Here is a 25,502-nt window from a genome sequence, read left to right as displayed (position 1 = left end):
CCTGACGAGATAATGACACACCGGATCGCGGTCATCCCCGGCGACGGTATCGGCGGCGAAGTCGTGCCTGCGGCCATCGAAGTCCTCGAAGCGCTCGACCTGGGTTTCGAGTTCGTCGACGGCGAAGCGGGCGACCACGTGCGAGACGAGCGTGGCGAAGCGCTCCCCCAGGAGACCTACGACCTGGCGGCGGAGGCCGACGCGACGCTGTTCGGTGCGGCGGGTGAGACGGCCGCCGACGTGATCCTCCCGCTCCGGGAGGCCGTCGGTTCGTTCGCCAACGTTCGTCCAGCCCGCGCGCACCCGGGCGTCGACGCGGTCAAGCCCGAGACCGACATCGTGTTCGTCCGGGAGAACACGGAGGGTGTCTACGCCGGCATCGAGGACGACCTGACCGACGACGTGACGACACTCACACGCCTCATCACCGAGTCGGCCTCCCGGCGGATCGCCGAGTTCGGCTTCGAGTACGCCGAGGAGAACGACTTCTCGGAGGTGACGGTGGCACACAAGGCAAACGTCATGCGAAAGACCGACGGTCGGTTCCTTGCGGCCTGTGAGGCGGTCGCGGAAGAGGGCGGCTACGCGTACGAGGAGGCGCTGATGGACGCGCTGGCGATGCACCTCATCATGCACCCCGAGGACTACGGGGTCGTCATCTGTCCGAACCTCGCGGGTGACATGCTCTCGGACCTGGCGGCTGGCCTCGTCGGGGGCCTGGGCCTGCTCCCGAGCGCGAACGTCGGGCCGGACAACGCGCTGTTCGAACCGGTTCACGGCTCCGCGCCGGACATCGCGGGCGAGGGCATCGCGAACCCGGCGGCGATGATTCTGAGCGCGGCGATGATGCTCGATCACCTGGGGTACGGTGACGAGGCGGGGCGCGTTCGGGACGCGGTCACGGCCGTGCTCGAGGAGGGACCGCGGACGCCGGATCTGGGTGGCGATGCGACGACCGCGGACGTGACCCAGGCGGTGTTGAACGCGCTGTAGTCGGGTCGGTCACTGTTCCGGGGCCGATCGGCAGCGGTCCGAGCAAAACGAGTGAAAGAGCAGCGTCCCGTCTTCGGCCGTCTCCGTCTCGACGGGATACCACTCGTTGGCGTCGATACAGGCACCGCAGTGTTCACAGACCGGCGTCGACGACGCTGTGTTCGCGTGCAGTGGTCGTGGAGGGGTCGACGACTCCTGGCTCACCCGTCGATCCCTCGCTCGGTTCTCGGCGCGACCTCGAACGCGAGCTGGTCCTGTACCTCGCCGTCGACCGTGACGGCTCCGTCGGCGGTAATCCCGATCTCGTGTCCCCACGCCTCGAAGGACACGGAGAGGGCGGTCTGAGCCGACGCCGATGTGACGAGTCTGTCTAGCGCGTCGGGGTCGACGAACGCGAAGACCGGCTCCGATAGATCGACCGGTTCGACGCCTTCGGCCCGGGCGACTGCGTTTACGATGGCTTCGACGACAGGTTTGTTTGCCCGTGTCACGTGAGCGGTGTCACTGAAACTCGCACGCATGATTCTACGTAAGTCCAAACACACCACGATGCATGGCTGTGGTCACGATATAGATAACCGTCGCCGCGACCGGGCGTTATCAGTATAACACCGCCGGGTCGGCCGGGCTGCCCGCCTGGTGCCGACGTGAGTCAGCGGTCCAGTGCCTCGCTCTCGATGGCGTGCTCGGACAGCAACCAGTCGAACACCGTCCGCTGGGCGACCCGGAGGTGGCGGTTCACCGCCGGCTGTGAGACGCCGAGGGCGTCGGCGATGTCCTGTCCGGTACTCTCGCGGGGTCGCTCGAAGTAGCCGCTCAGATGGGCCGTCGCGAGGACTTCGCGCTGGCGCTCGGTCAGGTCACCGAGCACGTCGCTCCGGAGCTGTTCCGCGCTCCGCAATTCCCGGGTCACGTCCTTGCGGGCGATCAGTTCCGCCGTCGGGTAGGTGGCACGGACGGCGTCGACAAGTTCCCGGACGTGGATGTCGTGAGAGACGTCGACGATCAGATCCATCGCCCCGGCCGCGACGGTGAGTTCCCGCGGGAGGCCGCCGTGTTCCAGCAGGGTCCCGAGGACGGTCTGGTCGGCGAACTCCACCTCGTACACGTCGCTGTCGCACTCGCCCACGTGACGGTGGTCGGCGACGGCGACGGCCCGGTCGAGGGCGGAGTCGACGGCCGCCGAGTCGACGCCGGCGATCGTCAGGAACGCACGCAGACCGTCGGCAGTCCAGTTGTTGACGCCGTCGAGGCTGATAGTACAGTCGAGGTGGTGACTCAGCGAGACGAGCGGACTCGTCTCGTCTTCCAGCCGGAGTTTGAATCGGATGGCGTCGTCGCCGAGCAGCGACTGCTTGGTCTCGAATCCGTTGATGGCGTTGGCGATGGTCTCGCCGAGTTCGGCGAACACCGGTCGCTCGGTCTCGCCGAAGGCGCCGCTCTCCTCGCCGTAGACCGCCAGGACGCCGTAGGTGTAGTTCTCGTAGACCAGCGGGACGGCCACGACCGACCGGAAGCTGCGGAGCAGTGCCGCCTGCCGCCAGGATTCGTCGCGGAGCTGGTCCGATACCCGCGAGACGACCACCGGCTCGCTCGCGTCGAGTGCGCGGTAACTCGGTTCGCTGGCGTTCGACCCGAGCGTGTCGAGATACTCGCCACCCTCGCCGGCCCAGGTTCTGACGGTCAGGTCTTCGGTGGCCGGATCGAACTGGCCGATCCAGGCGAATCGATACGACCCCTCAGAGACCAGCCGCTCGCAGACGGACTGTTCGATCTCCGTCCGCGTAGTCCCGTCGACGAGCGCCTCGTCGACCCCGCGGATCACCTCGTTTATCTTCACCTGTCGTTTCAGCTGGCGATTCTGCGTTTCCAGTTCCTCGTCCCGCGCTCTGAGGGTGGCTTCGCCCTCGACCCGGTCGAGGGCGGCCTCGACCGACGTCCCGAACAGTTCGAGGACGTACCGGAGGTCGCCGTCGAATCCTCTCGGCTCGGTCGACAGCGCGAGCAGGAGGGCGTGGCCGCCCAGAGGGACGGCCAGGCCGCTCCGTGTATCCTCGTCGGTCACGGCCGACAGTTCGGCGGCCTCGAACGCGGTCGTCTCACCGTCGAGGAAGGCCGCCCAGGGCCCGGAGTCGACCGTTCCGGGGGCTCGCAGTCGGTCGGCGTCGAACTGCTCGGTGAAGCCGTCGGTGGACGCGCTCCGAACCAGGTCGCCCCCGCCGTCCAGCAGGAAGACGCCGATGTTCGCCGTCTGCAGGACGTCCGAGGTGGCACAGACGACTCGCTCACACACGTCCGCTTTCGAGTCGGCGTTGATGAGGTCGCGAGTCGATCCCTGGAGGGTCGTGAGCACCTGCTCGCGCTCCTCGCGGTCGATGGTCGCCAGTGCGTACCCCAGCGTCTCGCCGAGTTCGCTCAGGACCCGCTGTTCGCGTTCGTCGAACGCGTCTGGGCGGGTCGCGAACACCGAGAGCAGTCCGTAGGTGGTGTCCTCGAAGACGACGGGGATGATCGCGAGCGACCGGATACCACACTCGAAGGCGGCGGCCTCCCAGGCGTGGAGTCGGTCGCTGGCCCGCAGATTCTGGACGACCTGCACCGACCGGGTCCGGATAGCTTCGCGACTGGAGTCCTCGGAAGCCGTCCCCATCGCCTCGACCACGTCGATCCGGTCGTGGTCCCCGGCACCGGTCCGGGGGACGAACGCGTCGGCGGTCGAGTCGTAGCCTATGACGGTCGCGAACCGGTAGGCTTCCGAGGCGGCCAACCGGTCACAGACGACGCCTTCTGCCTCTCGGCGGCTCTGGGCACGGATCAGCGCCTGGTCGATGTCACGGATGACCGCGTTGATCCGGTTCAGGTCGTCGAGTTCGTCACGCTGGCGCTCGATCTTCCGTTCGCGGGCGGCCCGATCCGACACGTCCCGTCCGATCCCTGCCACGCCGATGAGATCTCCGTCCTCGTCGACGACCGGGCCGCCGCTGAGTTCGTGCGGGATACGCTCCCCGTCGCGCGTCTGCAGGTTCACTTCCAGGTGTTCGATCCGTCGGTCGGAGACGACCGTCCGGAGGGTATCGGCGACCCGCTGGCGGTCCTCGGCGGCGAGGAAGTTGAGGGGCTCCATCGCCTCGATCTCCTCGTCGCTGTAGCCCGTCGTCGCCGGAACGCTGTCGTTCCACCTGAGGAACTCCCCGTTCTCGTCGAACGCGTAGAGCAGGTCCGGGACGGCCTCGAAGATGGCCTCGACCAGGGCGCGTTCCTCCCTGAGGCGACGCTCGCGCTCGCGCCGTGCTCGCACGTCCCGGACGACGCCAACGTTCCCGAGGAATTCGCCGTCGTGCTCGACGATCGCGAGTCTGTTCTCGCAGGGGATCTCCTCGCCGTCGGGTCGCTCGATGGTCTGTTCCATCGTCCCGACGTGGCGGTCGTCGTCGGTCAGTAGCTCCCGGATCAACTGGCGGCCACACTCTACGTCCGCGTCCGGGAGGACCGTCGAGACGTGCCGCCCGACGAGGGATTCCCGCTGGTACCCGGTCAGGTCCTCGGTCGCGTCGTTGACGGCGACGAACCGGCCCTCGGAATCCATCAGGTAGACGCCGTCCTCGACCGTGTTGAGGATGGTCTCGTACCGCTGGAGGATGGTCTCGTATCGCCGTCGACCCGGCTGGTCGGGGTCCCTCGAGTGGTTCAGCACGATGCCGCCGTCACGCTGTGTCGTGTCAACCGTGCGGTCGATCAGGTCGGTCTCCTCTAGCGAGGGCATCGCGGACAGACCGCGGTCGGCGTCGGCAGTAGGCGCTTCGCGGTCGATTCGCGCCAACAGTTCCGGTCCGTCGGGGCCGACGAGTCGCGGGACCGTCTCGGGGGTGACGACGCCCGTCGCGCCGGCGTCGAACAGCGAGTCGTCGGTCTCGCTCCGCTCCGTGACGACCGCGATAACCGGGGCCTCGGGGGCCGCCTCGGAGATTCGCTCGATCAGGGTCTCGACCGACTGTTCGGCCGAATCGGCCACCAGCACCGCCGTCTCCCCGTCGGCGAGGGCATCGAGGGCCGCCGTCGTGTCGCCCGCTCTACGGATGCTGGTGGCCGCCTGCTCTTCGAGGTCGGTCGGCACTGTCCGTGCCGAGCCAGCGACCAACAGGATCGGATCACGTTCTGTCATGGGAACTTCGCTCGACGCTCGTGGGCCCTCGGCGACAGCCACGGAAACGCTTGCCTGATCCGGTACGCAAACCAGAACAGGTCACGTCGAGACCAGAACCAGGTCGGTACCGTCCGGCAAACAGGTTCCGACGATCGTTCGGCGAAGCGGACGGAAGGTACGGGTCCGGGCCCACGACCTCCGTCCGGGCGAGGCGACGAGAAACTTAACTACGTGGGTGCAGTCTCTGACACTGTATGCCAAGCCTGGATCTCGAAGAGGAGACGATCGAGCGGCTGGACGGGCTCCGGATCGAGGACGAGAGCTACGACGAGGTCATCAACGAACTCATCAACATCTACCAGGCCGAAGAGTTGACGCTGTTCCGTGGCAGCGACGAAGACTACTGATCGGACTCGGCGGCCGCGGCCCGGACCGTACTCCACCTGCCGGTCTCTTCGAGGTGTGTCTGTAACTCCGAGGCGTACTCGTCGGCCAGTCGTTCGGCCGTCGCCAGTCGCTCCTCGTCGAGGCCGTCGTCGTCACTGCCGCCACCCAGTCCGAGTGCGTCCTTGATCCCGCCGAGCACACCGTCGCCGCCACCGCCGCGACTACCCGGTCCACCGGGACCACCGGGTCCGGCCATCGGGTGCTCGTCCACCGAGTCGAGTTCCGGAATGACCGACGGGAGGGCGGTCGTGTCGGCGACGAGTCGCGCCGCCTCGTCGTCGGTGGGGTTCTCGATCTCGAATTCGATGGCCGTCATGACCAGTCCCCACTGTTGTCGGGAGAACGGTGACGACTCGACGCGGTCGGTGAACTGCTGGTCGACCGTCATCCGGTCGCCGACGATCCGGTCGGTCCAGTGTTCCATACCCCGACTGTGGCGGCCGAGTGGCTTCAGCGTTGTCACGGTCGCACCGCTCGGCGGCCGGTCGCGAAGAAACGGTGTCCGCGGCGGACGATGCGTGTCGGTGCCACCCCCACGTGGCAACTGGGTCCCCACCCATGGTGCGTCGTCCGACAGGCCGAAGCCTGTAACACGGTGCCCCCTCGGTCGCTGGTCCCACCCCCGACCGAATAGGCATCTAACACACGTCTTCCATCCCCACTGATGCTGTCGCCGGTTATGGACGGTCGTTTATAACAGTGGGGGCGGTTGACACGCCGTCCGAGCTGAAAGACGGAGCGCCGGAGTTACAGGCCGTCCAGGTCGACGGACTCGTCGCCGTCGAGGACGTGGACCTCGGCGTCGCTGCCGGTCGCGGCCACTTCTTCGACGAACCGATCGGTGTCGATCTCGATGGGCGGGAACGTGTCGTAGTGCATCGGGAAGACGTGCTCGACGTCGAGCCAGTCGGCCGCGACGGCGGCCTGCATCGGGCCCATCGTGAAGTGGTCGCCGACGGGCAGGGCCGCGGCGTCGGGTTCGAGGTACGGGCCGATGACTTCGCGCATCTCGGTCATCAGGCCGGTGTCGCCGGCGTGGTAGAACGTGGTCGAGTCCTCGTCGGCGACCTGCGTCGGCACGGTGTCGCTGATGACGTAGCCGGCACAGTTACCGCCGCTCGGGGCGTTGAAGCCGCCTTCGAGGCCGTTCGTGTGGTCGGCGCGATGCATCGTCACGTAGGCGTCGCCGAACTCGACGGTGCCCCCGAGGTTGAACCCGACCACGTCGTCCTCGGCGAAGTCGTGTTCCTCCGCGAGGTGGCCGACGACTTCGGGTGTCCCGCCGAGCGTCGCGTCGGTGTACTCGCCCACGTCGGCGACGTGGTCGTCGTGGCCGTGGGTCACGAGTACCACGTCCGGCTCGAGGTCGGCGGCCGCGGTGTCGGTCTTCGGATTGTCGAAGAACGGATCGATCAGGATGTCGGTGTCACCGACCGAGACACTCCAGGTCGCGTGACCGTACCAGGTGAGTTCCATTGCAACGAATCGGTTGGGTCGAAGCCCACTTAACGGTACAGGAGCCTGCAGAGCCGACCGCCTCAGCCCCGCAGATAGCGGTACGACCCCGCGACCACGACCGCCAGGATCGCCGCCCCGAGCGTGAACCCGCCGAAGGTCCCGTCCGACACCATCACTGTCCGATCGGCCGTCGCGGTCTCCGTGGCCGTCGCGTTGCTGGACGCGGTGGCGGGAGTCACGCCCGCCTCGGCTGTCGTCGGCACGACGGCCGACGGCGCGGCCGCGAGAACCACCAGCAGGCAACAGGCCACTCGGTACACGGGGTGGTGTAAGAGATGAATGCTTGTAAACGCTTATCAGGCGGCGCTCCGATTCGCGGGACATGAAACGCGTGCGCTTCCGGGATTCCGCGGGCAACGTGCGTGGGGGTCGCTGGACCGTCGAGAACGGGGAAGAACTGGTGACGGCCGCGGCCGGACCGTACGGACGCATCTCGTTTGGCGACGAGAAGTTCGCTCCCGACGAGGTCGAGATCCTCCCGCCCTGTGAACCCACCAAGATCGTCTGTGTCGGCCTCAACTACGCCGATCACGCCGCCGAACAGGACGAGGAGGTCCCGGACCGCCCGCTCCTCTTTCTCAAACCACCCAACACGGTCACCAGCCACAACAAGACGGTCCAACTCCCGGCCAACAAGGCACGCATCGACTACGAGGCCGAACTCGCCGTCGTCATCGGCGAGCGCTGCAAGGACGTGACCGCCGGCGCGGCCATGGATTACGTCTCCGGCTTCACCTGTCTCAACGACCTCTCGAACCGGGACGACCAGGAAGTCGAGCAGAACTGGGTCCGCGGCAAGGCCTTCGACGACGCCGCTCCCATCGGCCCGCTGGTCGCGACCCCGGAACACGTCCCCGAGGACGCGACCATCGAGTGCCGCGTCAACGGAGAAGTCAAACAGCAGTCCTCCCGCGACCAGTTCATCTTCTCCGTCCCCGAACTGATCGAAGAGATCACGACCTACATGACGCTCGAACCCGGCGACGTGATCTCGACGGGCACCCCCGCCGGCGTCGGCCCGCTGGCCGACGGCGACGAAGTCGCGGTCGAGGTCGAGGGCATCGGTACCCTCCGAAATACCGTCCACATCCCCTGAAACGCGCTTTCTCGGTCGCCCCCTCTGCACTCCCCAGCCACGGGTGTCCGCCGGCCGACACCAGAAGCCATAAGTTTAGGCTCACCTAATCCCGGCCGAGATGGATCGACGGCCGAGCGAGCGGGTCGACGTGTGCGTCGTCGGGGCAGGGCCGGCTGGCGCGCTCGCCGCCCACCGCCTCGCCGAGTCGGGGCACGAGGTCGTCGTGCTCGAGGCGGGGCCGCGATTCGAATTCGGGTCGCGCCTCGACCGGATGGAGCGGGCCATCAGGCCCGCCCACTCCGATACCTCGGTGTGGGACATGGGCGGCGAACGCGACGCCTACGCCAGCAGCGGTGAGAAGTTCTACCCGCTCAACAGCGCCCGCGTCAAGGGGATCGGTGGCTCCACGCTCCACTGGCAGGGGATGGTGATGCGCCACCACGAGGCCGACTTCGAGCGTCGGACCCGGGACGGCGTCGCCGCCGACTGGCCCGTCGGGTACGACGATCTGAAACCGTACTACGCCACGGCCGAAACTGAACTGGGGGTCTCGGGGGCCTCGGACAACCCGTTCGCGCCGCCGCGGGACGAACCCCACCCGCTCCCCGCGTTCGAGCCCTCCTACAGCGACTCGCTGTTCGCCGAGGCCTGCGAGCGACTGGGCGTCGTGATGCACTCGGTCCCGAACGCGCGTAACTCCGAAGGCTACGACGACCGGAGCGCCTGTGTGGGCTACGGCACCTGCAAGCCGGTCTGTCCCTCGGGCGCGAAGTACAGCGCCGACGTGCACGTCCGCAAGGCCGAGGACGCGGGCGCTCGCGTAATCGATCGCGCGCCGGTCCAGGAACTCGAAACGGACGATGCTGGCCGCGTCGAGGCCGCCCGCTACGCCACGCCCGACGACGAGAGCCACCGTCAGACCGCTCGTGAATTCGTCTTGGCCTGTGGCGGCGTCGAGATCCCCAGACTGTTGCTCATGTCCCGTTCGGCGGACCATCCGGACGGACTCGCCAACAGTTCTGGATTCGTCGGCCGCTACTTCACCGAACACCTCTTCTGCGGTGCCGGCGGCCTGCTCGACGAACGGACCCGACAGAACCACGTCGGCTTCATCACCAGCGAGTGTCACCAGTTCTACGACGATCCGGGCCGGGCGACCGAAGGAACCGACGGCGGGATTCCGGGGAGCGACACCGACCTCGGCCCGATGAAACTGGAGTTCCTGAACTACGCTGGCCCCTCACCGGTCGAACTGGCGCTGAGCGCCGACGAGTTCGGCGACGACCTGCTCGACTCCCTCCGGGGAGCCTACGGCAACAACATCGCCATGGGTGGGCTGGTCGGCCAGTTACCCAGGAAGGAGAACCGCATCACGCTCGACACCTCGACCACCGACGACCACGGCAACCCTGTGCCCGACATCACGTGGTCGCTGGACGCCCGGACCGAACGGACGATCCGTCGCGCCAACGAGATCCAGCACGCGGTTCTCGAAGAGCTGGGCGTCGACATCGGCTGGACGGTCGGCCCCGAGAACACCGGCCCGGCCTACCACCACATGGGGACGACCCGGATGGGGAGCGACCCCGACGAAAGCGTGGTGAACCCGCAGTTGCGCACCCACGACGTGCCCAACCTCTCGGTGGCGTCGAGCAGCGTGTTCGTCACGCCCGGGGCGCTGAATCCCACGCTTACGATCGCGGCGCTGTCGCTGAAGTGTGCGGATCACGTCGACGAACGGCTGTAGAGAACGGGTCGCCGTGGATCAGAAACCGCCCAGGAGCAGGCCGGCGGTGACCAGGAGACCGAGCGCGGCCACGGAGCCGGCGAGGAAGAACGGCCGGGCGTTGTTCGCGGGTTCGCGGAGCTTCCGTTCGGCGAGGCCGTCGCTGATCTTGCTTGTGCCGACCTCGACGAGGCCCGCCAGCGCCAGCCAGAGGACGATCATGGCGATGACGAGGTAGCCACGCGTCGAACCGGTCAGCGTCCCGACGGTGTAGAGGTTGCCCGCGAGGTGGCCGCCGGTCAGGAACAGGATCAGCGCGGAGGCCCGCGAGAGCGTGAGCAGGCGGCTCGTGATGTCGGCGAAGGGGTCGGTGTCGATACTGCCCTCCCGGGCGATCGGGAGGACGCCGTAGGTCATGAACAGGACGCTGCCGGTCCAGAGGCCGGCAAAGAGCATGTGTATTACGTACCCGATTGTCAGGTCGATAGACGCCATACCGGAGTGCTGGAGGCATCACCTCTTGAAACTGGTGAGTTCCGGCCGGATCGTTCAAGTAGGCTTAAGAATCGCGGTCCGCTTCCCTCGTATATGGAACCACGGGACCTGTCGGACCACTCCGTCTACCGGGCCGGGCGGGGGATCGAAGAGGTCGCCCGGGATCTGGGACTCGATCCCGAGGCGCTGGTGAAACTCTCCTCGAACGAGAACGTACTGGGTCCCAGCCCGAAGGCGGCTGCCGCGATCCGCGAGCACGCCGACTCGGTACACCTCTACCCGAAGAGTTCACACACCGACCTGATCGAACGCCTGGCCGACGACTGGAACGTCGCGTCCGAGCAGGTCTGGCTGGCAAACGGCGGCGACGGCGTCCTCGACTGCTTCTCGCGGGCACTCATTCGCCCGGGTGAGCGCGTGCTGGTACCACGTCCGGGCTTCGCCTACTACGCCATGAGCGCGCGCTACCACCACGGTGAGGTGACCAACTACCGCCTGTCGAAAGCTGACGACTTCGAACAGACGGCCGACGCGGTACTCGACGCGTACGACGGCGAGCGTATCGTCGCCGTCACCAGCCCGCACAACCCGACGGGCTCGGTCATGCCACTGGACGAAGTCGAACGACTGGCCGACGGGACCGACGAGGACACGCTGATCCTCGTGGACGAGGCCTACGGCGAGTTCGCGGACCTGCCCAGCGCGGTGGACCTCGTCCGCGAGCGCGACGACGTGGCCGTCCTCCGGACGTTCTCGAAGGCCTACGGACTGGCCGGGATGCGACTGGGATACGGGCTTGTCCCCGAGGACTGGGCCGACGCCTACGCCCGGATTCACACCCCCTTCGACACCGGCGAACTCACCTGTCGAGCGGGACTGGCGGCGCTCGACGACGACGCCCACATCGAGGAGACGGTGGCGATGGTCGAGACCGCCCGCGAGTACCTCTACGAGAACCTCGACGCCCGCACCTGGGAGAGCCAGGGGAACTTCGTGCTGGCGGAAGTGGGGGACGGTGAAGCTGTGACCGACGCCGCCCAGCGCGAGGGGATCATCGTCCGCGACTGTTCGAGTTTCGGCCTGCCCGAGTGCGTACGGATCACCTGTGGCACGCCCGAGCAGATGGAGCGAGCCGTCGACGTGCTGAACGGGGTGATCGACACGTGAGAGTCGCGGTCACGGGCACGCCCGGGACGGGCAAGACCACTGCGACGGAGCGAGTCGAGTCCGGTCTCGACCTCGTCCACCTCAACGAGGTCATCCGTGAGGAGGGGCTCGCTACCGGGCGAGACGAGGAACGCGACAGTCTCGTCGCCGACCTGGACGCCGTGGCCGACCGGCTGAGCGACCGTGACGACCTCCTGCTGGACTCGCACCTGGCCCACCGGCTAGACGTGGACCGCGTGGTCGTCCTGCGCTGTCACCCGGGAGAACTGGAGCGGCGGCTGACCGAACGCGGCGAACCCACTGCCAAAGCCGAAGAGAACGCCGAGAGCGAAGCGCTCGACGTGATCCTCGCGGAGTCGGTCGACCGTCACGGCGAGGACTCGGTCTACGAGATCGACGCGACGGACCGGGACCCAGAGGCGGTCGCCGGGGAGATAGAGCGTGTGATCGACGGCGACCGCGACCCGAGCGCCGGCACCGTCTCGTTCATCGAGTACCTATGACCCTCGACAGACTCAGGCCGCTTGCCGACCGCGCCCTGACGCCGTTCGTGACTGCGTCGAGCAAACTGGGCGTGACGCCGAACGTCGTGAGCGTGATCGCCTTCGTCCTCGCGGCCGGCGCTGGCGGGGCGTTCTACCTCGGGGGCGGCGGGCGGACGGCTGCCGGCGACCCGCTCTGGTACCTCGTCGGCGCGCTGTTCGTGTTCCTGAACGGCTGGCTCGACCTGCTGGACGGCGCGCTGGCCCGCCAACTCGGGACGGACTCCCGAGCCGGCGACCTGCTGGATCACGTCCTCGACCGCTACGCCGACATCGTGATGATCGTGGGCCTGGCCGCGGGCGTCGACCGCTACCCGCTCGGGCTGGCGGCCGTCACCGGCGTCCTCATGACTTCGTATCTCGGCACGCAGTCCCAGGCGGTCGGGCTGGATCGGGTGTACGGCGGGTTGCTGGGCCGGGCCGATCGGCTGGCACTCATCGGCGTGATCGCCCTGTACTCGACGGTAGTCCCGGAGTCGCTGTACGGGTTCACTGCGGCCGGGTGGTTGCTCGTCGTCTTCGCCCTGGTCGGGCACCTGACGGCGCTCCAGCGGTTCGTCGGCGCCTTCCGGGCGCTGTCCTGATTCCTGTCTCTGTGGCCGTGTCGCCTGGCGTACGATTTATACACGGGCGTGGCGAAGGCACTGGCATGGTCCAGTGTGAGATGTGCGGAGCCGATACGGGCTCGCCGAACACGGTGAAAGTCGAAGGCGCAGAACTCGACGTCTGTGACGACTGTGCCGATTTCGGCACCGAGGTCCGCACCCAGAGCAGTTCGAGCTCGTCCACGAAGTACTCGACGAGCAGTTCCTCCGGGTCGGGCGCCGAGAGTTCGGGCTCCAGCGGTGGGTCGAGTTCCAGCGGGAGTTCGTCGTCCGGTGGTGGGGGCGGTGGTCGCGGTCGGCGCGATATGTTCGACGAGATGGACGAGGTGGCACAGGACTACGACCAGCGTATCCGGCAGGCCCGTGAAACTGCGGGACTGAGCCAGGAAGAACTGGCAAAACAGCTCAACGAGAAGGCCAGCCTCATCCGTAAACTCGAACGCGGCGACACGCTCCCGAGCGACTCGGTCCAGACCAAACTCGAACGTGCACTCGATATCGTGCTGACCGAGGGGGGCGGCAGCGCCGACGACACGGAGTGGAGCGGCGGCTCCAGTGACGGCGAGTACACGCTGGGCGACGTGGTGCAGCGAAAGGACTCCTAGATGTGACGCTGGACGTCTTCGATCGAGAGGTCCTCGCCGATCTCGTCTAGCTCGGATTCGAGCCTCTCTATCTCGCCGGTCAGCCGCTCGAAGCGCTCGCTGCGCTCCAGTTCCGCGGCACTCTTTTCGACCTTGAGGACGTTGCGTTTCAGCTTCTTCGAGGTGAGTTGCTGGTGTTTCTCGCTGTACTCCGAGAGTTTGAGCAGGCGCTGTACCACGTCGAGCAGATCGTCGCGGGAGACTGGCTTGACGAGGTAGTCGTCACACCCCATGTCGATGATGTCGAAGCCGGGGTTGACCGCGGTGACCATCGCGACCCGACAGTCACAGCCGTTCTCGTTGATGTCGGCGAGCACCTTGTCGCCCGAGAGATCCGGCATCCGCCGGTCGAGCAGTGCCACGTCGACGTCCACGCCGTCGTCGTGGAGGATGTCGACCGCCGCTTCGCCGCCGTAGGCTGTCAGCACCTCGTAGTCTTCGGCCAGGTAGTCGGTGTAGAGGTCCGCGAGGTGCTGTTCGTCTTCCGCGACCAGCACTGTCGCCTCCGAAGTTGCCGATGACACGACTATCACTTCACCGGTACTGGTCCAGGCGTATTAAAACGGCATTCCGACTCACCGTGCCGAACTCCCACCCTTTATGTCCGCCGCGGCCGGCCCCCCGGTATGTTCGTCCTCGTCAACCTGAAGGCGTACCCGTGTGACCCCGTGGCGGTCGCGACCGCGGCCCACGAGGTCAGCGACGCCACGGGCGTCCGCATCGCCATCGCACCGCAGGCCGCTCGTCTCTCGGCCGTGGCCGACACCGGCGTCGAAACCTGGGCCCAGCACGTCAGCCCGGTCGAGCACGGCAGTCACACCGGCTCGACGCTCGCGGAGGCCGCCGCCGACGCCGGCGCGGTCGGCACCCTGCTGAACCACTCCGAGAACCGGCTAAAACTCGCCGACCTCGACGCGAGCCTCGACGCCGCCGAACGCGCCGACTTCGAGACCATCGTCTGTGCCAACAACCCCGACCAGATCGCCGCCGCCGCGGCGCTGGATCCCGACGCCGTCGCCGTCGAACCGCCCGAGTTGATCGGCACCGGCACCCCCGTCAGCAAGGCCGACCCCGACATCGTCCGGGACGCCGTCGACGCTGCGGCCGCCGTCGACGACTCCGTGGACGTCCTCTGTGGGGCCGGCATCTCGACCGGTGAGGACCTGGCGTCCGCACAGGACCTGGGTGCGGACGGCGTCCTGCTCGCCAGCGGCGTCGCGAAGGCCGACGACCCGAAGGCGGCGCTGGAGGATCTCGTCGAACCCGTCGCCTGAGCCGGACCCGTTCGATCCAGCAACACTTTTGCGCCCGCTGTGAGTGTCAGCGACCGTGACCGACGGCTCGGATCGCGGTCGTGGGGACACCGTTCGTCGGAACCTGATGGACGTGCGCAAGCGGGGACGGCGGCGACGGACCCGACGGTCTGGGGCTACCAGCCGGTGACGTTCTGACCGTCTTCGTCGTCGCCGGCGTCTCTACCCTCGCGGGTATCCAGCGGGTCCGGATTCCCGCCGTCGGCGTCTGGGGGCCGCTCGTCTCGCTCGTCGATTTCGCCAACGCCCACGTGGTGAGCCTGTTCGTGCACGAGGGACTGGGCCACTACCTGGGGAACATGGCCCTGTTCCTGCCGTTCGACGGGGTGTTGACGGCTCTGACGAGTGACGAGCACGTCCTGGGCGCGATCCAGGCGACCCACGTCCCCGTCTCGATCCTGTTCCCGGTACTCTACTCCACGTACGGGGTCGGGAGCAGCCTCGCGGTCGCCGGGATGATCGCGGCGACGTTCGTCCGCGCCGTGGCGGTCGTGACCGGACGGGTCGACGCCGACCCAGTGAGGGCGATCCTGGGCGGTGCGTTCGCCGTAATCGCCCTGACGTTGTACACCTGGGGCTTTCTGACCGAGAGTTTCCTCTACGTCCGGATCACCGATCACCACCTCGGGGGCTGGATCGCCGGCGCGCTCGCGGAGACGCCGTGGCTCGTCGGGCCCAGGACCGGTGAGTAACGCGCGGACGGTCCGTCGTGAAGCCGCAAATAAATCATGACCGGAGCCCGATGGAGTGACAGTGACGAGTCACCGATGACCGAGACGGTTCCGTTCACGCCGCTGGAAGAAGCGATCTTCTACATCGAGCGCATGCACGGACCCTGGAACGTCCAGTTCGAGGTCGAGACGACGGCGCGGATCGACGCCGACCGTCTCCGGGCGGCCGTCATCGCGGCCTGTAACGCTCACCCGCTCGCGCGGGCTCGCAAGCGACCGCACGACGAGACGGACCGTCGCTGTCACTGGGCCATCCCCGACGCCATCGCGGACCTCCCGCCGGAGACCGTCACCGTGGTGGACGACCTGACGGCGAGCGAAACGTCCGCGTTCTACCGCGAGCGGTTCGATCCGCCCGAGGAGTTGCCGTTCAGAGTACTCGTCGGCCGCGGCGAGGGGCGCGACGACGGCGACCGCGTGCTGATCTGCTCGAACCACGTCGCCGCCGACGGTGTGGGTGGCGCACAGTTCGTTCGCTCGCTCTGTCGCGCGTACCGCGGTGAAGCCCCCGACGTCGAACCGGTGGCCCTCGGGACGGCCCGGGCCGCGGTCGGTGACGCCGGTCCGACCAGTCCACGTACCACCCTGGAACTGCTGAGCGATGCACTCTGCTCCCTCGGGACCACGCTCAGGGAACCGGCCCGGATCGCCGGAAACGGCGGCGTCGAGGCCGAGGGGTGGCTCTTCGAACGGCGACGCCTCGACGCCGCCCTGACCGAACGGGTGCTGGGAGAGCGCTCGGAGAGGGCGACGGTCAACGACGCGATGCTGGCGGCGCTTCACCGCTGTATCGAGGCCTGGAATCGGGATCACGGGGAGCCAGCCGGACGGATCAGCGTGATGATGCCACTGAACCTGCGCCCCAGGGAGTGGTTCTACGACGTGGTCGGGATGTTCACGGCCATCGCCAGCATCAGTACCCGACGGCGGGACCGACGGGACCCGGGGACGACCCTGCGGACCGTCGTCGAGCAGACCCGTCGGATCAAAGACCGCGACCGGGCGACGATCCCCCACGAGGTGGCCAAACGTGTCCCGTCCGGAACACCCGTCGGCCTGAAAGAGTGGGTCCCGGAGTTACTGAACGGACTGGGTCGCCGGTTCGTCGACACCGCAGTGCTGTCGAACCTCGGCCGGATACCCGCCCCGCGGCCGGGATTCACCCCCGACGACGACCCGACGCTCTGGTTCTCGCCGCCGTCGTTCACGCTGGCCCCGGTAGGGATCGGCGTCGCTACCGTCGGCGGGGCGATCCACGTCACCGGTCGCTACTGGCGGCGCACGTTCGACGCCGACGCCGCGGCGGCCTTCACTGACCGGTACCTCGACTGTCTCGAAGCGGTCGTGGGGTGAGGTGTTCAGTCACAGACCCACGTCGTCGACTCGATAGTCGGACCGTCGTCGAGTGTGACCGTTACGCCCGACCCGCGGCAGTAACCCGCGACCAGTGCGTTGGTCTCGACAAGTGTTTCTGTGGCCGCCGTCACGGTCCCGTCCACGACGCCGACGTCCGGGCGTGGCGAGCATCGGACGACCCGACCGGGGAAAATCCCCATCCATTAGTCGGCCCGCCTCGACCCACTGCCATGACCAGTGCCTTCGGACAGGCCCTGCTGGACCATCACCGTGGCGAGCGCGAGACGCCGCTCCGCCAGCGCGACGGCGAGGCGAGCAAGGTTCATCCAGTCGAGGACTTCTACTTCGGTGGGTTTCCGGACGAACCGGCCGCGGACTGGGTTCGGTCGTGGCTCGACGGCCCTCTCCTGGACCTCGGTGCCGGGGCCGGCCGCGACGCCCTCCACTTTCGGGACCGGTTCGAGACGGTCGCGCTGGACGTCGACCCGGCGCTCGTGACGCTGATGGACGAGCGCGGTGTCGCCGACGCGCGACGAGGCGACATGTTCGCCCTTCCAGAGCAGTTCGAGCGCGACCGCTTCCGGTCGGTGCTCTGTATCGGCACGCAACTCGGGCTATCGAAGTCGATGCAGGGCCTGCGCTCGCTGCTGGCGGATCTCGCCCACGTCACGACGGCCGACGGGACGGTGGTCGTCGACGGGTACGACCCCACCTACGAGGGTGCCGCGGACATGCTCGGATTCCGGGCCGATCCCACGCCCGGCCTCGCGTTCCGCGTCGTCACCTACGAGTACGGCGGGAGGCTGGACCCGACACTGCTCTTTCGGCTCGTGAGTCCCGACCGACTCCGTGAGGCGACCACTGGGACCGACTGGCACGTCGCCGACGTGCGGCGGCCACACGACGCCTACTACTATCGGGCCGCGCTGGAGAAAGCGTAGACGCCGACGACCGCAGTCACTTCACGAACGTTTCCTCGATCGCAGACACTAGCACGTCGAGTTCGTCGGTGTCCGGTTCGCCGGGAGACTCCTCTTCGACGAGGTCGGAGAGTCTGTATCCGTAGTAGCCACGGCCCACGTGTTCGATGTAGCCGTGGGTCCGGAGGGTGCGGTTGTGGGCGTACGCGCTGGTGCGGTCGCCGTCGCCACCCCCGGCGAAGTGTGCGTCGAGGGGTTTGGCGGGCCCCTCCTTCCGGTAGTAGCGCAACATTCCCCGCGTCTTCGGCGGCATGGCGTCGATGGCCTGCCGCAACTGCTCGACGAGTTCCTCGCCAGCCGGCGGTACCTCGCCGGGCCAGGGGTCGGCGTCTATCGCGACGGCCTCGCCGGACTCGCCGTCGATCATCGCGTCGTCCCCGACGGCGGCCATCGCCGCCGCAACGTCGCCGTCGTCGGCGTCGTCGCCCTCGCCGTTCCGGGTGACGGCCGCGTCCGCACCGGCGCTCTCACCGGGTGGTCCCTCGAAGAACGACGCGGCGGCCGTGGCGGGGTCCGACTCGGGGCCGCTGTCGCCGCTGGGCTCTGCCGTCGCGCCACCGTCGGTCGTCGCCGTGCCGTCGCCGTCGGTCGCCGCAGTGTCGTCCCCGCCGACCCCGGCCGCGTCGTCGAAGTCCGGCATCGGCTGACGGTCGGGGTCCGCGTCGTCGGCCGTGTCACCCGATTGATCGCCGGCAGCGGTGGCATCCCCGGTGGCTCCGTCGGTCGCGTCGTCGACCGAGGGCTCGCCGGTCGCCAGTTGCCGTTGCTCGCGCATCCGCTCCTGTTCGGTGCGGCCGGGGTTGACGCCCTTGACGGTGTCCAGCAGGGCGTCGACGAACTGGTCGGCCATCCGCGACATGTCGCGGGCGTCCTGTAACTCCTTCTCCAGTTCCGCGATCCGGGAGTTCTTCTCGTTCAGTTCCTGCCGGAGTTCCTGGATACGGTCCTCGGTGCGCTGTTTCTCCTCGCTGATCTCCTCCAGCTCCGAGACCAGGTCCGAACTGACGGACTTGAGGTCGGGTCGGTCCACGTCCTCCAGTCCGGGGGTCGCGCCGGCGTCGAAGGTCTTCTTGCGGTGGAACTGGACGCGCTGGACGCGCTCGGTCCAGTCGTTCATCATGAACGCCTCGCCGTCGTCCAGGTCCTCGACGGCCTCGGCGTACTCGCTACCCAGGATGCGGCTGACGACCTTCGTGTCGTTGTTCCAGGTCAGGCGGTGCCAGACGAGCCAGTCACACTGCGTGATGAAGTCCTTCTTCACGTCCGCCGGCCGCTGGCTGATCCCGACCATGCCGAGACCGTGCTTCCGGCCCCGCTTGCCGATCTTGATGAGCATCTTCCCGGCCTCGGTGACCGAGCCCTTCTCGGGGATCCACTCGTGAACCTCTTCGACGAGCATCAGGAACGGCTGTTTCAGCTTCTTCTCCTTGGCGAACAGCTGTTTCGAGACCTCCGTCAGCAGGGTCTCGGCCTCGTCCTCGTCGAGGAACGAGGACACGTCGAGGATGATGGGGACGTTCTGTTCCAGCGCCAGCGACGCGATCTTGCCGGCGTGTTCGGTCGTCACCTGGATATCACACTCCTCGTCGGCCCCGACGTGGAGGATCTCGTACTCCTCTTTCAGGCCGTAGTACTCGCCGTCGATGTCGACGATGAGGATCCCGAAGCCGGCGTCCAGCAGGTTCTCCGCGATGACGCTGGCCGTGTTCGACTTCCCGCTACCACTCTTGCCGGTGACGAACCCACGTCCGGTCAGGATCTCGACGACCGGGAGGTCGACCGACCGGTCCGGCGTGGTGCCGGTCGGTGGGCCGTCGCTCGACTCGGCAACAGTAATACTCTCTTTCTCGTCTCCCATCGTTTGTCGGACAATCTGACTCCGGCGACATAATCATCCGTCAGCCAGCCGTCAGACGCGAGTTGCACCGGCGATACTGGCCGAACCCATATTACCGAGCGATGTGAAGACGACACCTACCGAGACCGTTCACAATGCGCCGTCACGAGACCACCGTGGACGACGGCACCGTCTACGTCGAGACCGGGAACGGCCGTCTGGAGGTCGGCGCGCTCGATCGGATCATCGACGCCGTGGGCGGACACGCCTGGACCATCGAGTACTCCGACTGGGAGAAGGAGTACTACGACGACCTCGACACCTCAGACGAGGGTATGATCGTCGACGTGGTGGACATGATGGAGGCGATGACTCACGGTGAGTCGTTCGTGGAGATGCTTCGAACGCACCCGTCGGAACCACCCACCACTGGGGAGGGAGCCGGTGACACCGGGACCGACGAGGAGGCCGACCTCTCGCCGCGCATGGGGCTGTTCGTCGGGAAACTCCTCGAAAACCTGGAGAGCGGACTGGACTGAACGGCTGGCAGTTCAGAGTACCCGGAAGACCCGAATCGTGTCTCGATCCGTCGGCTCGCGGAGCAACTGGGCGAAGCCCCGGTCGGAGAACACCTGTTTCCAGTCGCGGTGGTAGAGCGGGAACTCGTCGTCGACGTAGCTCACGTCCGTCTCGCCCTGTCCGCGGTTCGGGCCGTTGCCCTCGTTTTCGGCGGTCACGAGCAGGTCGGTCGTGAGCCGCTGGAACTCGTCGAACACCCACCGATCGTCGGGGTGGACGTGCTGGAGCGTCTCCACGGTGTAGATCACGTCGAACGCGTCGTCCGTCATCTCGGGCAGGTGGTCTTCCAGGGCGCCGTCGAGGAAGGTCCCAGTTTCGACCAGTTCGGGATAGTGGTCGCCCATGACCTCGAAGGCGGCCGGGTTGATGTCGATCCCGGTGAGGTTCTCGAAGCCCTGCCGACGGAGGTGTTCGAGGTGCCGGCCGCACCCACAGCCGACTTCCAGGATCGTCGCGTCCTCGACGGCGTAGTGGTCGACGATCTCGCCGACGGTCTCGCTCACCTCGTTCGGGCCGATCTGGGCGTAGTAAGTGGGCGAGAAACGGCCGGAACGGTCGGCCCAGTCCTGGCGAACGTCCTCGGGGTCCATGGTTCGACGCTGGCGTCCGCGGGTAATACAATGTGCGGTCTCTCTATGATCGTCGGGTCGGCCGTCCCGGAAAGCCGTCACTGGAACTCTCCCAGCGAGCTCTGTCCCTGTGGGTCGGCGTCGTCGGCCTCGTCTCCCGGGTCGCCGTCGGTGAACGCTCCCAGGGAGTGGTTCTCCCGCCGACCGGACCCTGCGTCACCGGCCGACGCGTCCTCGAACCCGTCCAGACTGGCCTGCTGGGCGGCCGAAAAGTCGAGATTCGAGACGCGCACACCCACTTTCCGAACGTCGTCGTCGCGAAACTCGGTCAGCAGGTCGAGTGCCACCTCTTCGACGAGGTCGGCGTCCTCGACGGGGCCCGGGAGCGACTCCGCCCGGGTGTGTACGTCGAACGGCGGCGTGACGACCTTGATCCCGATGGTTCGGTAGAGCGCGTCTTTGCTCCTGGCGCGTTCGGCCACGTCGCCGGCCAGCGCACGGACGCGGTCGCGCTTTCGCTCCGGGTCCGCCGTCGCTTCGGTGAAAGCCGACTCCCGGGAGAGGCTCTTTGGTTTCCCGACGGGTTCGACGGGCCTGTCGTCCTCGCCGCGGGCGTACGACCAGATCTCGCGGCCGCGCTCGCCGAAGCGGTCGTCGATGCGGTCCGGATCGGCGTCGGCGAGGTCACCGGCCGTCTCGACGCCCATCGACCTGAGTTCGCGGGCGGTGACCGGACCGACGTTGTGGACCTCTTCGACGTCGAGCGGGGACAGAAAGTCCCGGACGTCGCCGGGTTCGACGATCACGAGGCCGTCGGGTTTGTCGTGGTCGCTGGCGATCTTGGCCGCGCTCATCGCCGGCGCGACTCCGACGCTGGCGACGACGCCGACCTCCTCCTCGATCCGATCCTTGAGGTCCTGGCCGAACGCCGCGGCCGCCTCCCAGTCCACGGTTTCGGTCACGTCGAGGTAGGCCTCGTCGATGCTGACCTCCCGCACCGTGTCCGCGGTGTCGTGCAAGATCGCCTTGACTTCCTCGGCGACCGACTCGTAGTAGTCCAGGTCGACCGTGCGGTAGAAACCCGCCTCGTCGGGGTCGATCTCGGGGTCGTCGACGGCGTCGACCTTGCGGGGGAGCAGTTCCAGCGCCTGCGAGATTGGCATGGCGCTCTCGACGCCGAACTCGCGGGCCTCGTAGCTAGCCGTGGCGACTGCGCCGTGGGTCTCACCGGACTCGTAGCCCATCCCGACCACGAGCGGTTCGTCATCGAGGGCGGGCTCGCGGAGGCGTTCACAGGCCGCGTAGAAGCAGTCCATGTCGACGTGACAGATCACCTGCTCCGGCGAGCCGTCGTCGACGCCCGGGAGCCGCCCGTCCATGCGCCGGCGTTCGGACCGCCCCCACCTAAGTCTCTCGCCCCGTGGAAGCGTGGACCGCCGGAGTCACCGATTCTCCGGCCCGGCCGTCAGCCGCGGCGTCGCGCCGTCGAGTCGGTCCCGATTTTCCTCGATGGCCAGTCGCACCTCGTCGCTGACGCCGGGGAGGAAACCGACGGCGACGACCGCCTCGACGGGGTGGGCCTCCAGTTGACTGCGCGCCTCGAACAACCGACCGTAGCCGTCCGATCCCCACTCTACGTCGCTGGCGAAGACCATCTCCCGGAAGGTTCGGCCGTAGTTGGCCTGGGCCTTCTGCGAGAGCGTGTCCAGACGCTGGGTGATCGCCGACCCCTCCCTGTAGGTCCCCAGCAGGAGGTCGGTCAGCGGATACGCTGTGTCGTCCTCGATCGGGGGTGCGTACGCACCGGGGATGCGGGAGAGGTGTGGGCCGTCGCTGCCAGTGCTCGCGGCCGGGTCGCCATCAGCGCCGCTTGTCACCTCGTAGGCGAGAAACCGGGGGATGCCACCCTCGTAGAGGTGGGCGACGACGGCGGGTTCGACGCCGCCGCCCAGTGGCGGGGCGGTTCCGATCTGGACGACGGCGGTCAGGGCGCTCATCGCTTCTCGAGCAGTGCACCGGGGTTCATGATCCCGGCGGGGTCGAGACGGTCTTTGGCCGCGTGCAGCGCGTCGCGGAACTCGTCGGGCGACTCCTTCTCGTACCACTCCCGATGCGTCCGGCCGACGGCGTGGTGGTGGGTGATGGTTCCGCCGTACTCCTCGATCACGTCCGAGGCCGTCCCCTTGATCTCGCGCCACTGTTCGAGTTCCCGGCCCACGTCGGCGGGAGCCAGCAGGGTGTAGTAGGGTGCTGGACCGTCCGGGTAGACGTGGGTGAACCGACAGGAGAGGAAGCCGGCACCACACTCCTCCTCCATCGTCGCGGTCACCTGTTCGGTGATCTCCCGATGGAGCCGGTCGAACTGGTCCCAGGTGACGGCCGTCTCGAAAGTCTCGACGAGGACGCCGAGACTCACCAGCGCGTTGAACTTGTAGGGGGCCTCGAAGAAGGCCGACCGCCAGTCGCCTTCCTCGTCGTCGCGGTCGGCGTCGTCGGGGTCTTCGTCGCCCGCTGCCTCGCGGTGAGGTCCCTCGTAGCTCGGGTCGCTCGAAACTGTGCCGCCGTGATCCTCGGCGATTTCGAGCGCCCGGGCGAGGTCGTCGTCCACGGGGTGATCGGTCGACTCGAAGCCCAGCACGAGGACGTGACTGCCGTCCATCGCGACCTCGTTCATCATGGCCTCCCTACTGTCGAGCAGGCGGCAGTTCGCGGGGTAGAGCCGCGCCTGCACGATCTCGCGGGTCGCGTCGACTGCCGCGTCGAAGTCACTGAACCGGACCGACGCACGGGCACGATAGGGCGGGCGGGGCTGGACGCGGAGCCAGCCCTCGGTGATGACGCCGAGCGCCCCCTCAGACCCCAGCACCAGCCGGTTCGGGTCGGGCCCAGCACCCGACGCGGGGAGCCGGCGGGACTCGAATTCGCCCGATGGTGTGAGCATCCGGACGTTCTCGACGAAGTCGTCGATGTGGGTGTAGACGGTGGCGAAGTGACCGCCGGCGCGGGTGGCTATCCACCCGCCCAGCGTCGAGAACTCGTAGGATTGGGGATAGTGTCTGAGCTGGAGGCCGTGTTCACGGAGCTGGTCGTTGATCTGTGGCCCCGTCGCGCCGGCCTGGATCTTCGCGGTCCGGGAGTGTTCGTCGACTTCCAGCACCCGATCCATCTCGCGGAGGTCCAGCGAGAGTACGCCGGTGTAGCCGGCCCCGTCGCCGTCGGGGTCACACTCGACGCCGGCGACGACGCTCGTGCCGCCGCCGTAGGGGACGACCGCGATCCGTTCGTCGGTCGCCCAGTCCAGAATCTCGCGGATCTCGTCGTCCCCTGTGGGTTCGGCAACCACGTCCGGGGCCGACGAGAAGTCGCCGTGGAAGCCCCGAACCAGGTCGCGATAACCGCTCCCGTAGGTGTGGCGAATCCGGTCTTCGGTTTCGGCCGAGCAGACCCCGGACAGGTGATCGGGGACCGACACGGACGACTCGGGGATCGACACGTCCGAGAGCGTCGGCGGCTCCAGTCGGGGGCGTTCCGGGAAGCCGAGCATCGTCTCCATCCGGGTCGCGAGTTCGTCACGCTCTGCCTCGTCCGGAAACTTCTCTGCGTAGCCCCAGCCCCAGAAACTCAGGTCACTGTCGGACATCACCCTACCTGTGTCTATCGCTACCAAAAGTATTGGGCCTCAGTTCCAAGGTAGGGGTACCAGAAAATCGGATCCCGGAACGAGCGTCGGCTGGCCAGCCGTCTGCCGGGAGTCCTGATCGTCTGCCGATGCCAATTCCCGAGCGGTTACGACGGTCGTTCCCGTCGAGAACCCCCAGCGAATCGGGGTTCTACAACCGTGTTAGAGAGTGTCAAACATAACTCTTTCGGCGGTCACTGGCGGACGAGCCGGGCGGTCAGCGCCGCGCCGCCGACACCGTAGAGGAAGCCGGCGGCGTGGGCGAAGACGTTCGTGACCGCCCCGCCCTCGACGATGTCGGGCGGGAACAGGACGGAGACGAAACTGACCAGCAGGGCCACGACCAGCAGGGCCTGTGCCAGCTGGATCAGTTCGAGCCGCGACCGGCGGCGGGTGACTGTCGCCGGGCCGGTCGACTCCCGACCGATTCCGACCAGGCAGGCGACCCACCCGACCGCGAAGAGGCCGCCGACGACCGGCGTCACGTCACCCACGTAGATGAGGTACACCTCGAACAGGAGCAAGAGCCAGATCGCGAGTCCGCTGTAGCCGGCCACCCGGTAGTCGTACAGCCGGTTCAGCGCAGAGAGCAGGGCGACGAACACGAAGCCCGCGAAGGCCGCACCGACGCCCGAAAAGCCGCGGCTCACCGGCTCGATGCCGGGGTAGAGCAACCCGATGACGGCGTAACTGGTGAGACTCACCGCGACCGGCAAGACGAGCAGGAAGCCGGCGAAGGTGACCCGGAACCATCGGCGGTGGCCGACCTGCACGCAGAGTCCGTAGGCGACCAGCGCCGCGGCGACGAATCCCGCGACGTTGCCCGCGAGGTGGGCCACGTCGAGATGGACGAACGCGCTCGTGTACAGCGAGACGGGATCGAGGGACTCGTGGCGGAAGGCCATGCGCGTGCGGACCGCCGGTGGGAGGGCGAGATGTATCCAGACGAGGACGGCCGCGACGGTACCGATCAGTCCCAGGTCCCGGAGGGCCGTCCGATACCGGTCGACGCTGGCGGCGCCCATCGAGTCGACGCAGGGTCCCCAGCGGCGAATAAGTCCCGGTTCCGGAGACCAGACCCGTCCTGCGCCGGAGGGCG

General features: G+C 67.5%; 29 protein-coding genes. 13 read left to right on the top strand and 16 right to left on the bottom strand.

All coding sequences use genetic code 11. The features are described 5' to 3' along the window. Nucleotides 1-12: 12 nt before the first annotated feature. Complete coding sequence (locus tag EAF64_RS09110) at nt 13-993, top strand: isocitrate/isopropylmalate dehydrogenase family protein (RefSeq protein WP_129068676.1); 981 nt, start codon at nt 13-15, stop codon at nt 991-993. Between the two features lie 9 nt (nt 994-1,002). On the opposite strand, the gene EAF64_RS21800 is transcribed toward EAF64_RS09110, so the two are convergent. From EAF64_RS21800 to EAF64_RS09095, 3 genes are all read right to left on the bottom strand, one after another. Then, nucleotides 1,003-1,197: a DUF7576 family protein gene (locus EAF64_RS21800; RefSeq protein WP_129068675.1), complete on the bottom strand. Its 195-nt coding sequence runs from the start codon at nt 1,195-1,197 to the stop codon at nt 1,003-1,005. After that, entirely contained in the window at nt 1,194-1,484 is a 291-nt protein-coding gene (locus EAF64_RS09100) for a HalOD1 output domain-containing protein (RefSeq protein ID WP_129068674.1), read from the bottom strand. Before EAF64_RS09100 ends, EAF64_RS21800 begins: the two co-directional genes overlap by 4 nt. A gap of 161 nt (nt 1,485-1,645) precedes the next feature. Continuing rightward, nucleotides 1,646-5,155, bottom strand: coding sequence for a PAS domain S-box protein (locus EAF64_RS09095; protein WP_129068673.1), 3,510 nt, complete (start codon nt 5,153-5,155; stop codon nt 1,646-1,648). A gap of 236 nt (nt 5,156-5,391) precedes the next feature. On the opposite strand from EAF64_RS09095, the gene EAF64_RS20940 reads away from it, so the two are divergent. Beyond that, nucleotides 5,392-5,544 (top strand): DUF7557 family protein, encoded by a 153-nt coding sequence (locus tag EAF64_RS20940; protein ID WP_193767631.1) that lies wholly within the window; start codon nt 5,392-5,394, stop codon nt 5,542-5,544. Here the strand turns inward: EAF64_RS20940 and EAF64_RS09090 are convergent. The 3 genes from EAF64_RS09090 to EAF64_RS09080 form a co-directional block, all read right to left on the bottom strand. After that, nucleotides 5,538-6,008 carry a DUF5799 family protein gene (locus tag EAF64_RS09090; RefSeq protein ID WP_129068672.1) on the bottom strand — a complete coding sequence of 157 codons (471 nt, stop codon included), beginning with the start codon at nt 6,006-6,008 and terminating at the stop codon, nt 5,538-5,540. The genes EAF64_RS20940 and EAF64_RS09090 overlap by 7 nt on opposite strands. 323 nt (nt 6,009-6,331) lie before the next feature. Continuing rightward, the gene (locus tag EAF64_RS09085) at nt 6,332-7,060 is read right to left on the bottom strand and encodes a metal-dependent hydrolase (protein ID WP_129068671.1); all 729 of its coding nucleotides are present in this window, start codon (nt 7,058-7,060) and stop codon (nt 6,332-6,334) included. Nucleotides 7,061-7,122: 62 nt separating this feature from the next. Beyond that, nucleotides 7,123-7,362, bottom strand: coding sequence for a hypothetical protein (locus EAF64_RS09080; RefSeq protein ID WP_129068670.1), 240 nt, complete (start codon nt 7,360-7,362; stop codon nt 7,123-7,125). A 62-nt stretch (nt 7,363-7,424) separates the two neighbouring features. Between EAF64_RS09080 and EAF64_RS09075 the strand changes: the two genes are divergently transcribed. Then, complete coding sequence (locus EAF64_RS09075) at nt 7,425-8,198, top strand: fumarylacetoacetate hydrolase family protein (RefSeq protein WP_129068669.1); 774 nt, start codon at nt 7,425-7,427, stop codon at nt 8,196-8,198. A gap of 100 nt (nt 8,199-8,298) precedes the next feature. Further along, nucleotides 8,299-9,927: a GMC family oxidoreductase gene (locus EAF64_RS09070; protein ID WP_129068668.1), complete on the top strand. Its 1,629-nt coding sequence runs from the start codon at nt 8,299-8,301 to the stop codon at nt 9,925-9,927. Between the two features lie 18 nt (nt 9,928-9,945). Here EAF64_RS09070 and EAF64_RS09065 read toward each other — a convergent pair whose 3' ends face one another. Then, nucleotides 9,946-10,401 carry a transporter gene (locus EAF64_RS09065; RefSeq protein ID WP_129068667.1) on the bottom strand — a complete coding sequence of 152 codons (456 nt, stop codon included), beginning with the start codon at nt 10,399-10,401 and terminating at the stop codon, nt 9,946-9,948. Between the two features lie 93 nt (nt 10,402-10,494). On the opposite strand from EAF64_RS09065, the gene hisC reads away from it, so the two are divergent. From hisC to EAF64_RS09045, 4 genes are all read left to right on the top strand, one after another. Beyond that, nucleotides 10,495-11,568: a histidinol-phosphate transaminase gene (hisC, locus tag EAF64_RS09060; RefSeq protein ID WP_129068666.1), complete on the top strand. Its 1,074-nt coding sequence runs from the start codon at nt 10,495-10,497 to the stop codon at nt 11,566-11,568. Next, nucleotides 11,565-12,071 (top strand): adenylate kinase family protein, encoded by a 507-nt coding sequence (locus EAF64_RS09055; RefSeq protein WP_129068665.1) that lies wholly within the window; start codon nt 11,565-11,567, stop codon nt 12,069-12,071. The genes hisC and EAF64_RS09055 overlap by 4 nt, the downstream gene beginning before the upstream one ends. Then, nucleotides 12,068-12,694 carry a CDP-alcohol phosphatidyltransferase family protein gene (locus tag EAF64_RS09050; protein WP_129068664.1) on the top strand — a complete coding sequence of 209 codons (627 nt, stop codon included), beginning with the start codon at nt 12,068-12,070 and terminating at the stop codon, nt 12,692-12,694. The genes EAF64_RS09055 and EAF64_RS09050 overlap by 4 nt, the downstream gene beginning before the upstream one ends. Before the next feature lie 65 nt (nt 12,695-12,759). Further along, a complete protein-coding gene (locus EAF64_RS09045; protein ID WP_129068663.1) occupies nt 12,760-13,320 on the top strand; it encodes a multiprotein bridging factor aMBF1 in 561 nt (186 codons plus the stop codon). On the opposite strand, the gene EAF64_RS09040 is transcribed toward EAF64_RS09045, so the two are convergent. Further along, a complete protein-coding gene (locus EAF64_RS09040) occupies nt 13,317-13,883 on the bottom strand; it encodes a response regulator (RefSeq protein WP_227738922.1) in 567 nt (188 codons plus the stop codon). The two genes, EAF64_RS09045 and EAF64_RS09040, sit on opposite strands and share 4 nt — an antisense overlap. Before the next feature lie 102 nt (nt 13,884-13,985). On the opposite strand from EAF64_RS09040, the gene tpiA reads away from it, so the two are divergent. After that, nucleotides 13,986-14,633: a triose-phosphate isomerase gene (gene tpiA / locus EAF64_RS09035; protein WP_129068662.1), complete on the top strand. Its 648-nt coding sequence runs from the start codon at nt 13,986-13,988 to the stop codon at nt 14,631-14,633. A gap of 155 nt (nt 14,634-14,788) precedes the next feature. On the opposite strand, the gene EAF64_RS21605 is transcribed toward tpiA, so the two are convergent. Then, nucleotides 14,789-14,923, bottom strand: coding sequence for a hypothetical protein (locus EAF64_RS21605; protein WP_267899429.1), 135 nt, complete (start codon nt 14,921-14,923; stop codon nt 14,789-14,791). 3 nt (nt 14,924-14,926) lie between these two features. Between EAF64_RS21605 and EAF64_RS09030 the strand changes: the two genes are divergently transcribed. Both EAF64_RS09030 and EAF64_RS09025 read left to right on the top strand, forming a co-directional pair. Continuing rightward, nucleotides 14,927-15,364: a hypothetical protein gene (locus EAF64_RS09030; RefSeq protein WP_129068661.1), complete on the top strand. Its 438-nt coding sequence runs from the start codon at nt 14,927-14,929 to the stop codon at nt 15,362-15,364. Nucleotides 15,365-15,400: 36 nt separating this feature from the next. Beyond that, nucleotides 15,401-16,756: a hypothetical protein gene (locus EAF64_RS09025; protein WP_129068660.1), complete on the top strand. Its 1,356-nt coding sequence runs from the start codon at nt 15,401-15,403 to the stop codon at nt 16,754-16,756. 5 nt (nt 16,757-16,761) lie between these two features. Here EAF64_RS09025 and EAF64_RS20935 read toward each other — a convergent pair whose 3' ends face one another. Next, entirely contained in the window at nt 16,762-16,902 is a 141-nt protein-coding gene (locus tag EAF64_RS20935) for a hypothetical protein (protein WP_193767629.1), read from the bottom strand. Nucleotides 16,903-16,989: 87 nt separating this feature from the next. Here EAF64_RS20935 and EAF64_RS09020 point away from each other — a divergent pair, with 87 nt between their 5' ends. Beyond that, nucleotides 16,990-17,700: a methyltransferase domain-containing protein gene (locus tag EAF64_RS09020; protein WP_129068659.1), complete on the top strand. Its 711-nt coding sequence runs from the start codon at nt 16,990-16,992 to the stop codon at nt 17,698-17,700. Nucleotides 17,701-17,716: 16 nt separating this feature from the next. On the opposite strand, the gene EAF64_RS09015 is transcribed toward EAF64_RS09020, so the two are convergent. Then, nucleotides 17,717-19,597 carry a helicase HerA domain-containing protein gene (locus EAF64_RS09015; RefSeq protein ID WP_129068658.1) on the bottom strand — a complete coding sequence of 627 codons (1,881 nt, stop codon included), beginning with the start codon at nt 19,595-19,597 and terminating at the stop codon, nt 17,717-17,719. 134 nt (nt 19,598-19,731) lie between these two features. Here EAF64_RS09015 and EAF64_RS09010 point away from each other — a divergent pair, with 134 nt between their 5' ends. Further along, the gene (locus EAF64_RS09010) at nt 19,732-20,115 is read left to right on the top strand and encodes a hypothetical protein (RefSeq protein WP_129068657.1); all 384 of its coding nucleotides are present in this window, start codon (nt 19,732-19,734) and stop codon (nt 20,113-20,115) included. Between the two features lie 12 nt (nt 20,116-20,127). Here EAF64_RS09010 and EAF64_RS09005 read toward each other — a convergent pair whose 3' ends face one another. The 5 genes from EAF64_RS09005 to EAF64_RS08985 form a co-directional block, all read right to left on the bottom strand. Beyond that, complete coding sequence (locus EAF64_RS09005) at nt 20,128-20,745, bottom strand: class I SAM-dependent methyltransferase (protein ID WP_129068656.1); 618 nt, start codon at nt 20,743-20,745, stop codon at nt 20,128-20,130. Between the two features lie 77 nt (nt 20,746-20,822). Then, nucleotides 20,823-22,103, bottom strand: coding sequence for a DNA polymerase IV (gene dinB / locus EAF64_RS09000; RefSeq protein ID WP_129068655.1), 1,281 nt, complete (start codon nt 22,101-22,103; stop codon nt 20,823-20,825). 63 nt (nt 22,104-22,166) lie between these two features. Then, nucleotides 22,167-22,721: a hypothetical protein gene (locus EAF64_RS08995; protein ID WP_129068654.1), complete on the bottom strand. Its 555-nt coding sequence runs from the start codon at nt 22,719-22,721 to the stop codon at nt 22,167-22,169. Beyond that, nucleotides 22,718-24,364 (bottom strand): FAD-binding oxidoreductase, encoded by a 1,647-nt coding sequence (locus EAF64_RS08990; RefSeq protein ID WP_129068653.1) that lies wholly within the window; start codon nt 24,362-24,364, stop codon nt 22,718-22,720. The genes EAF64_RS08995 and EAF64_RS08990 overlap by 4 nt, the downstream gene beginning before the upstream one ends. Before the next feature lie 233 nt (nt 24,365-24,597). Next, nucleotides 24,598-25,428, bottom strand: coding sequence for a rhomboid family intramembrane serine protease (locus EAF64_RS08985; protein WP_129068652.1), 831 nt, complete (start codon nt 25,426-25,428; stop codon nt 24,598-24,600). Nucleotides 25,429-25,502: the final 74 nt, after the last annotated feature.

Origin of the sequence: Halorientalis pallida, assembly GCF_004118325.1 — an archaeon.
Classification (GTDB): domain Archaea; phylum Halobacteriota; class Halobacteria; order Halobacteriales; family Haloarculaceae; genus Halorientalis; species Halorientalis pallida.
The sequence above is the reverse complement of the archived record's forward strand: the minus strand, read 5'-3'. Positions and strand labels throughout refer to the sequence as shown.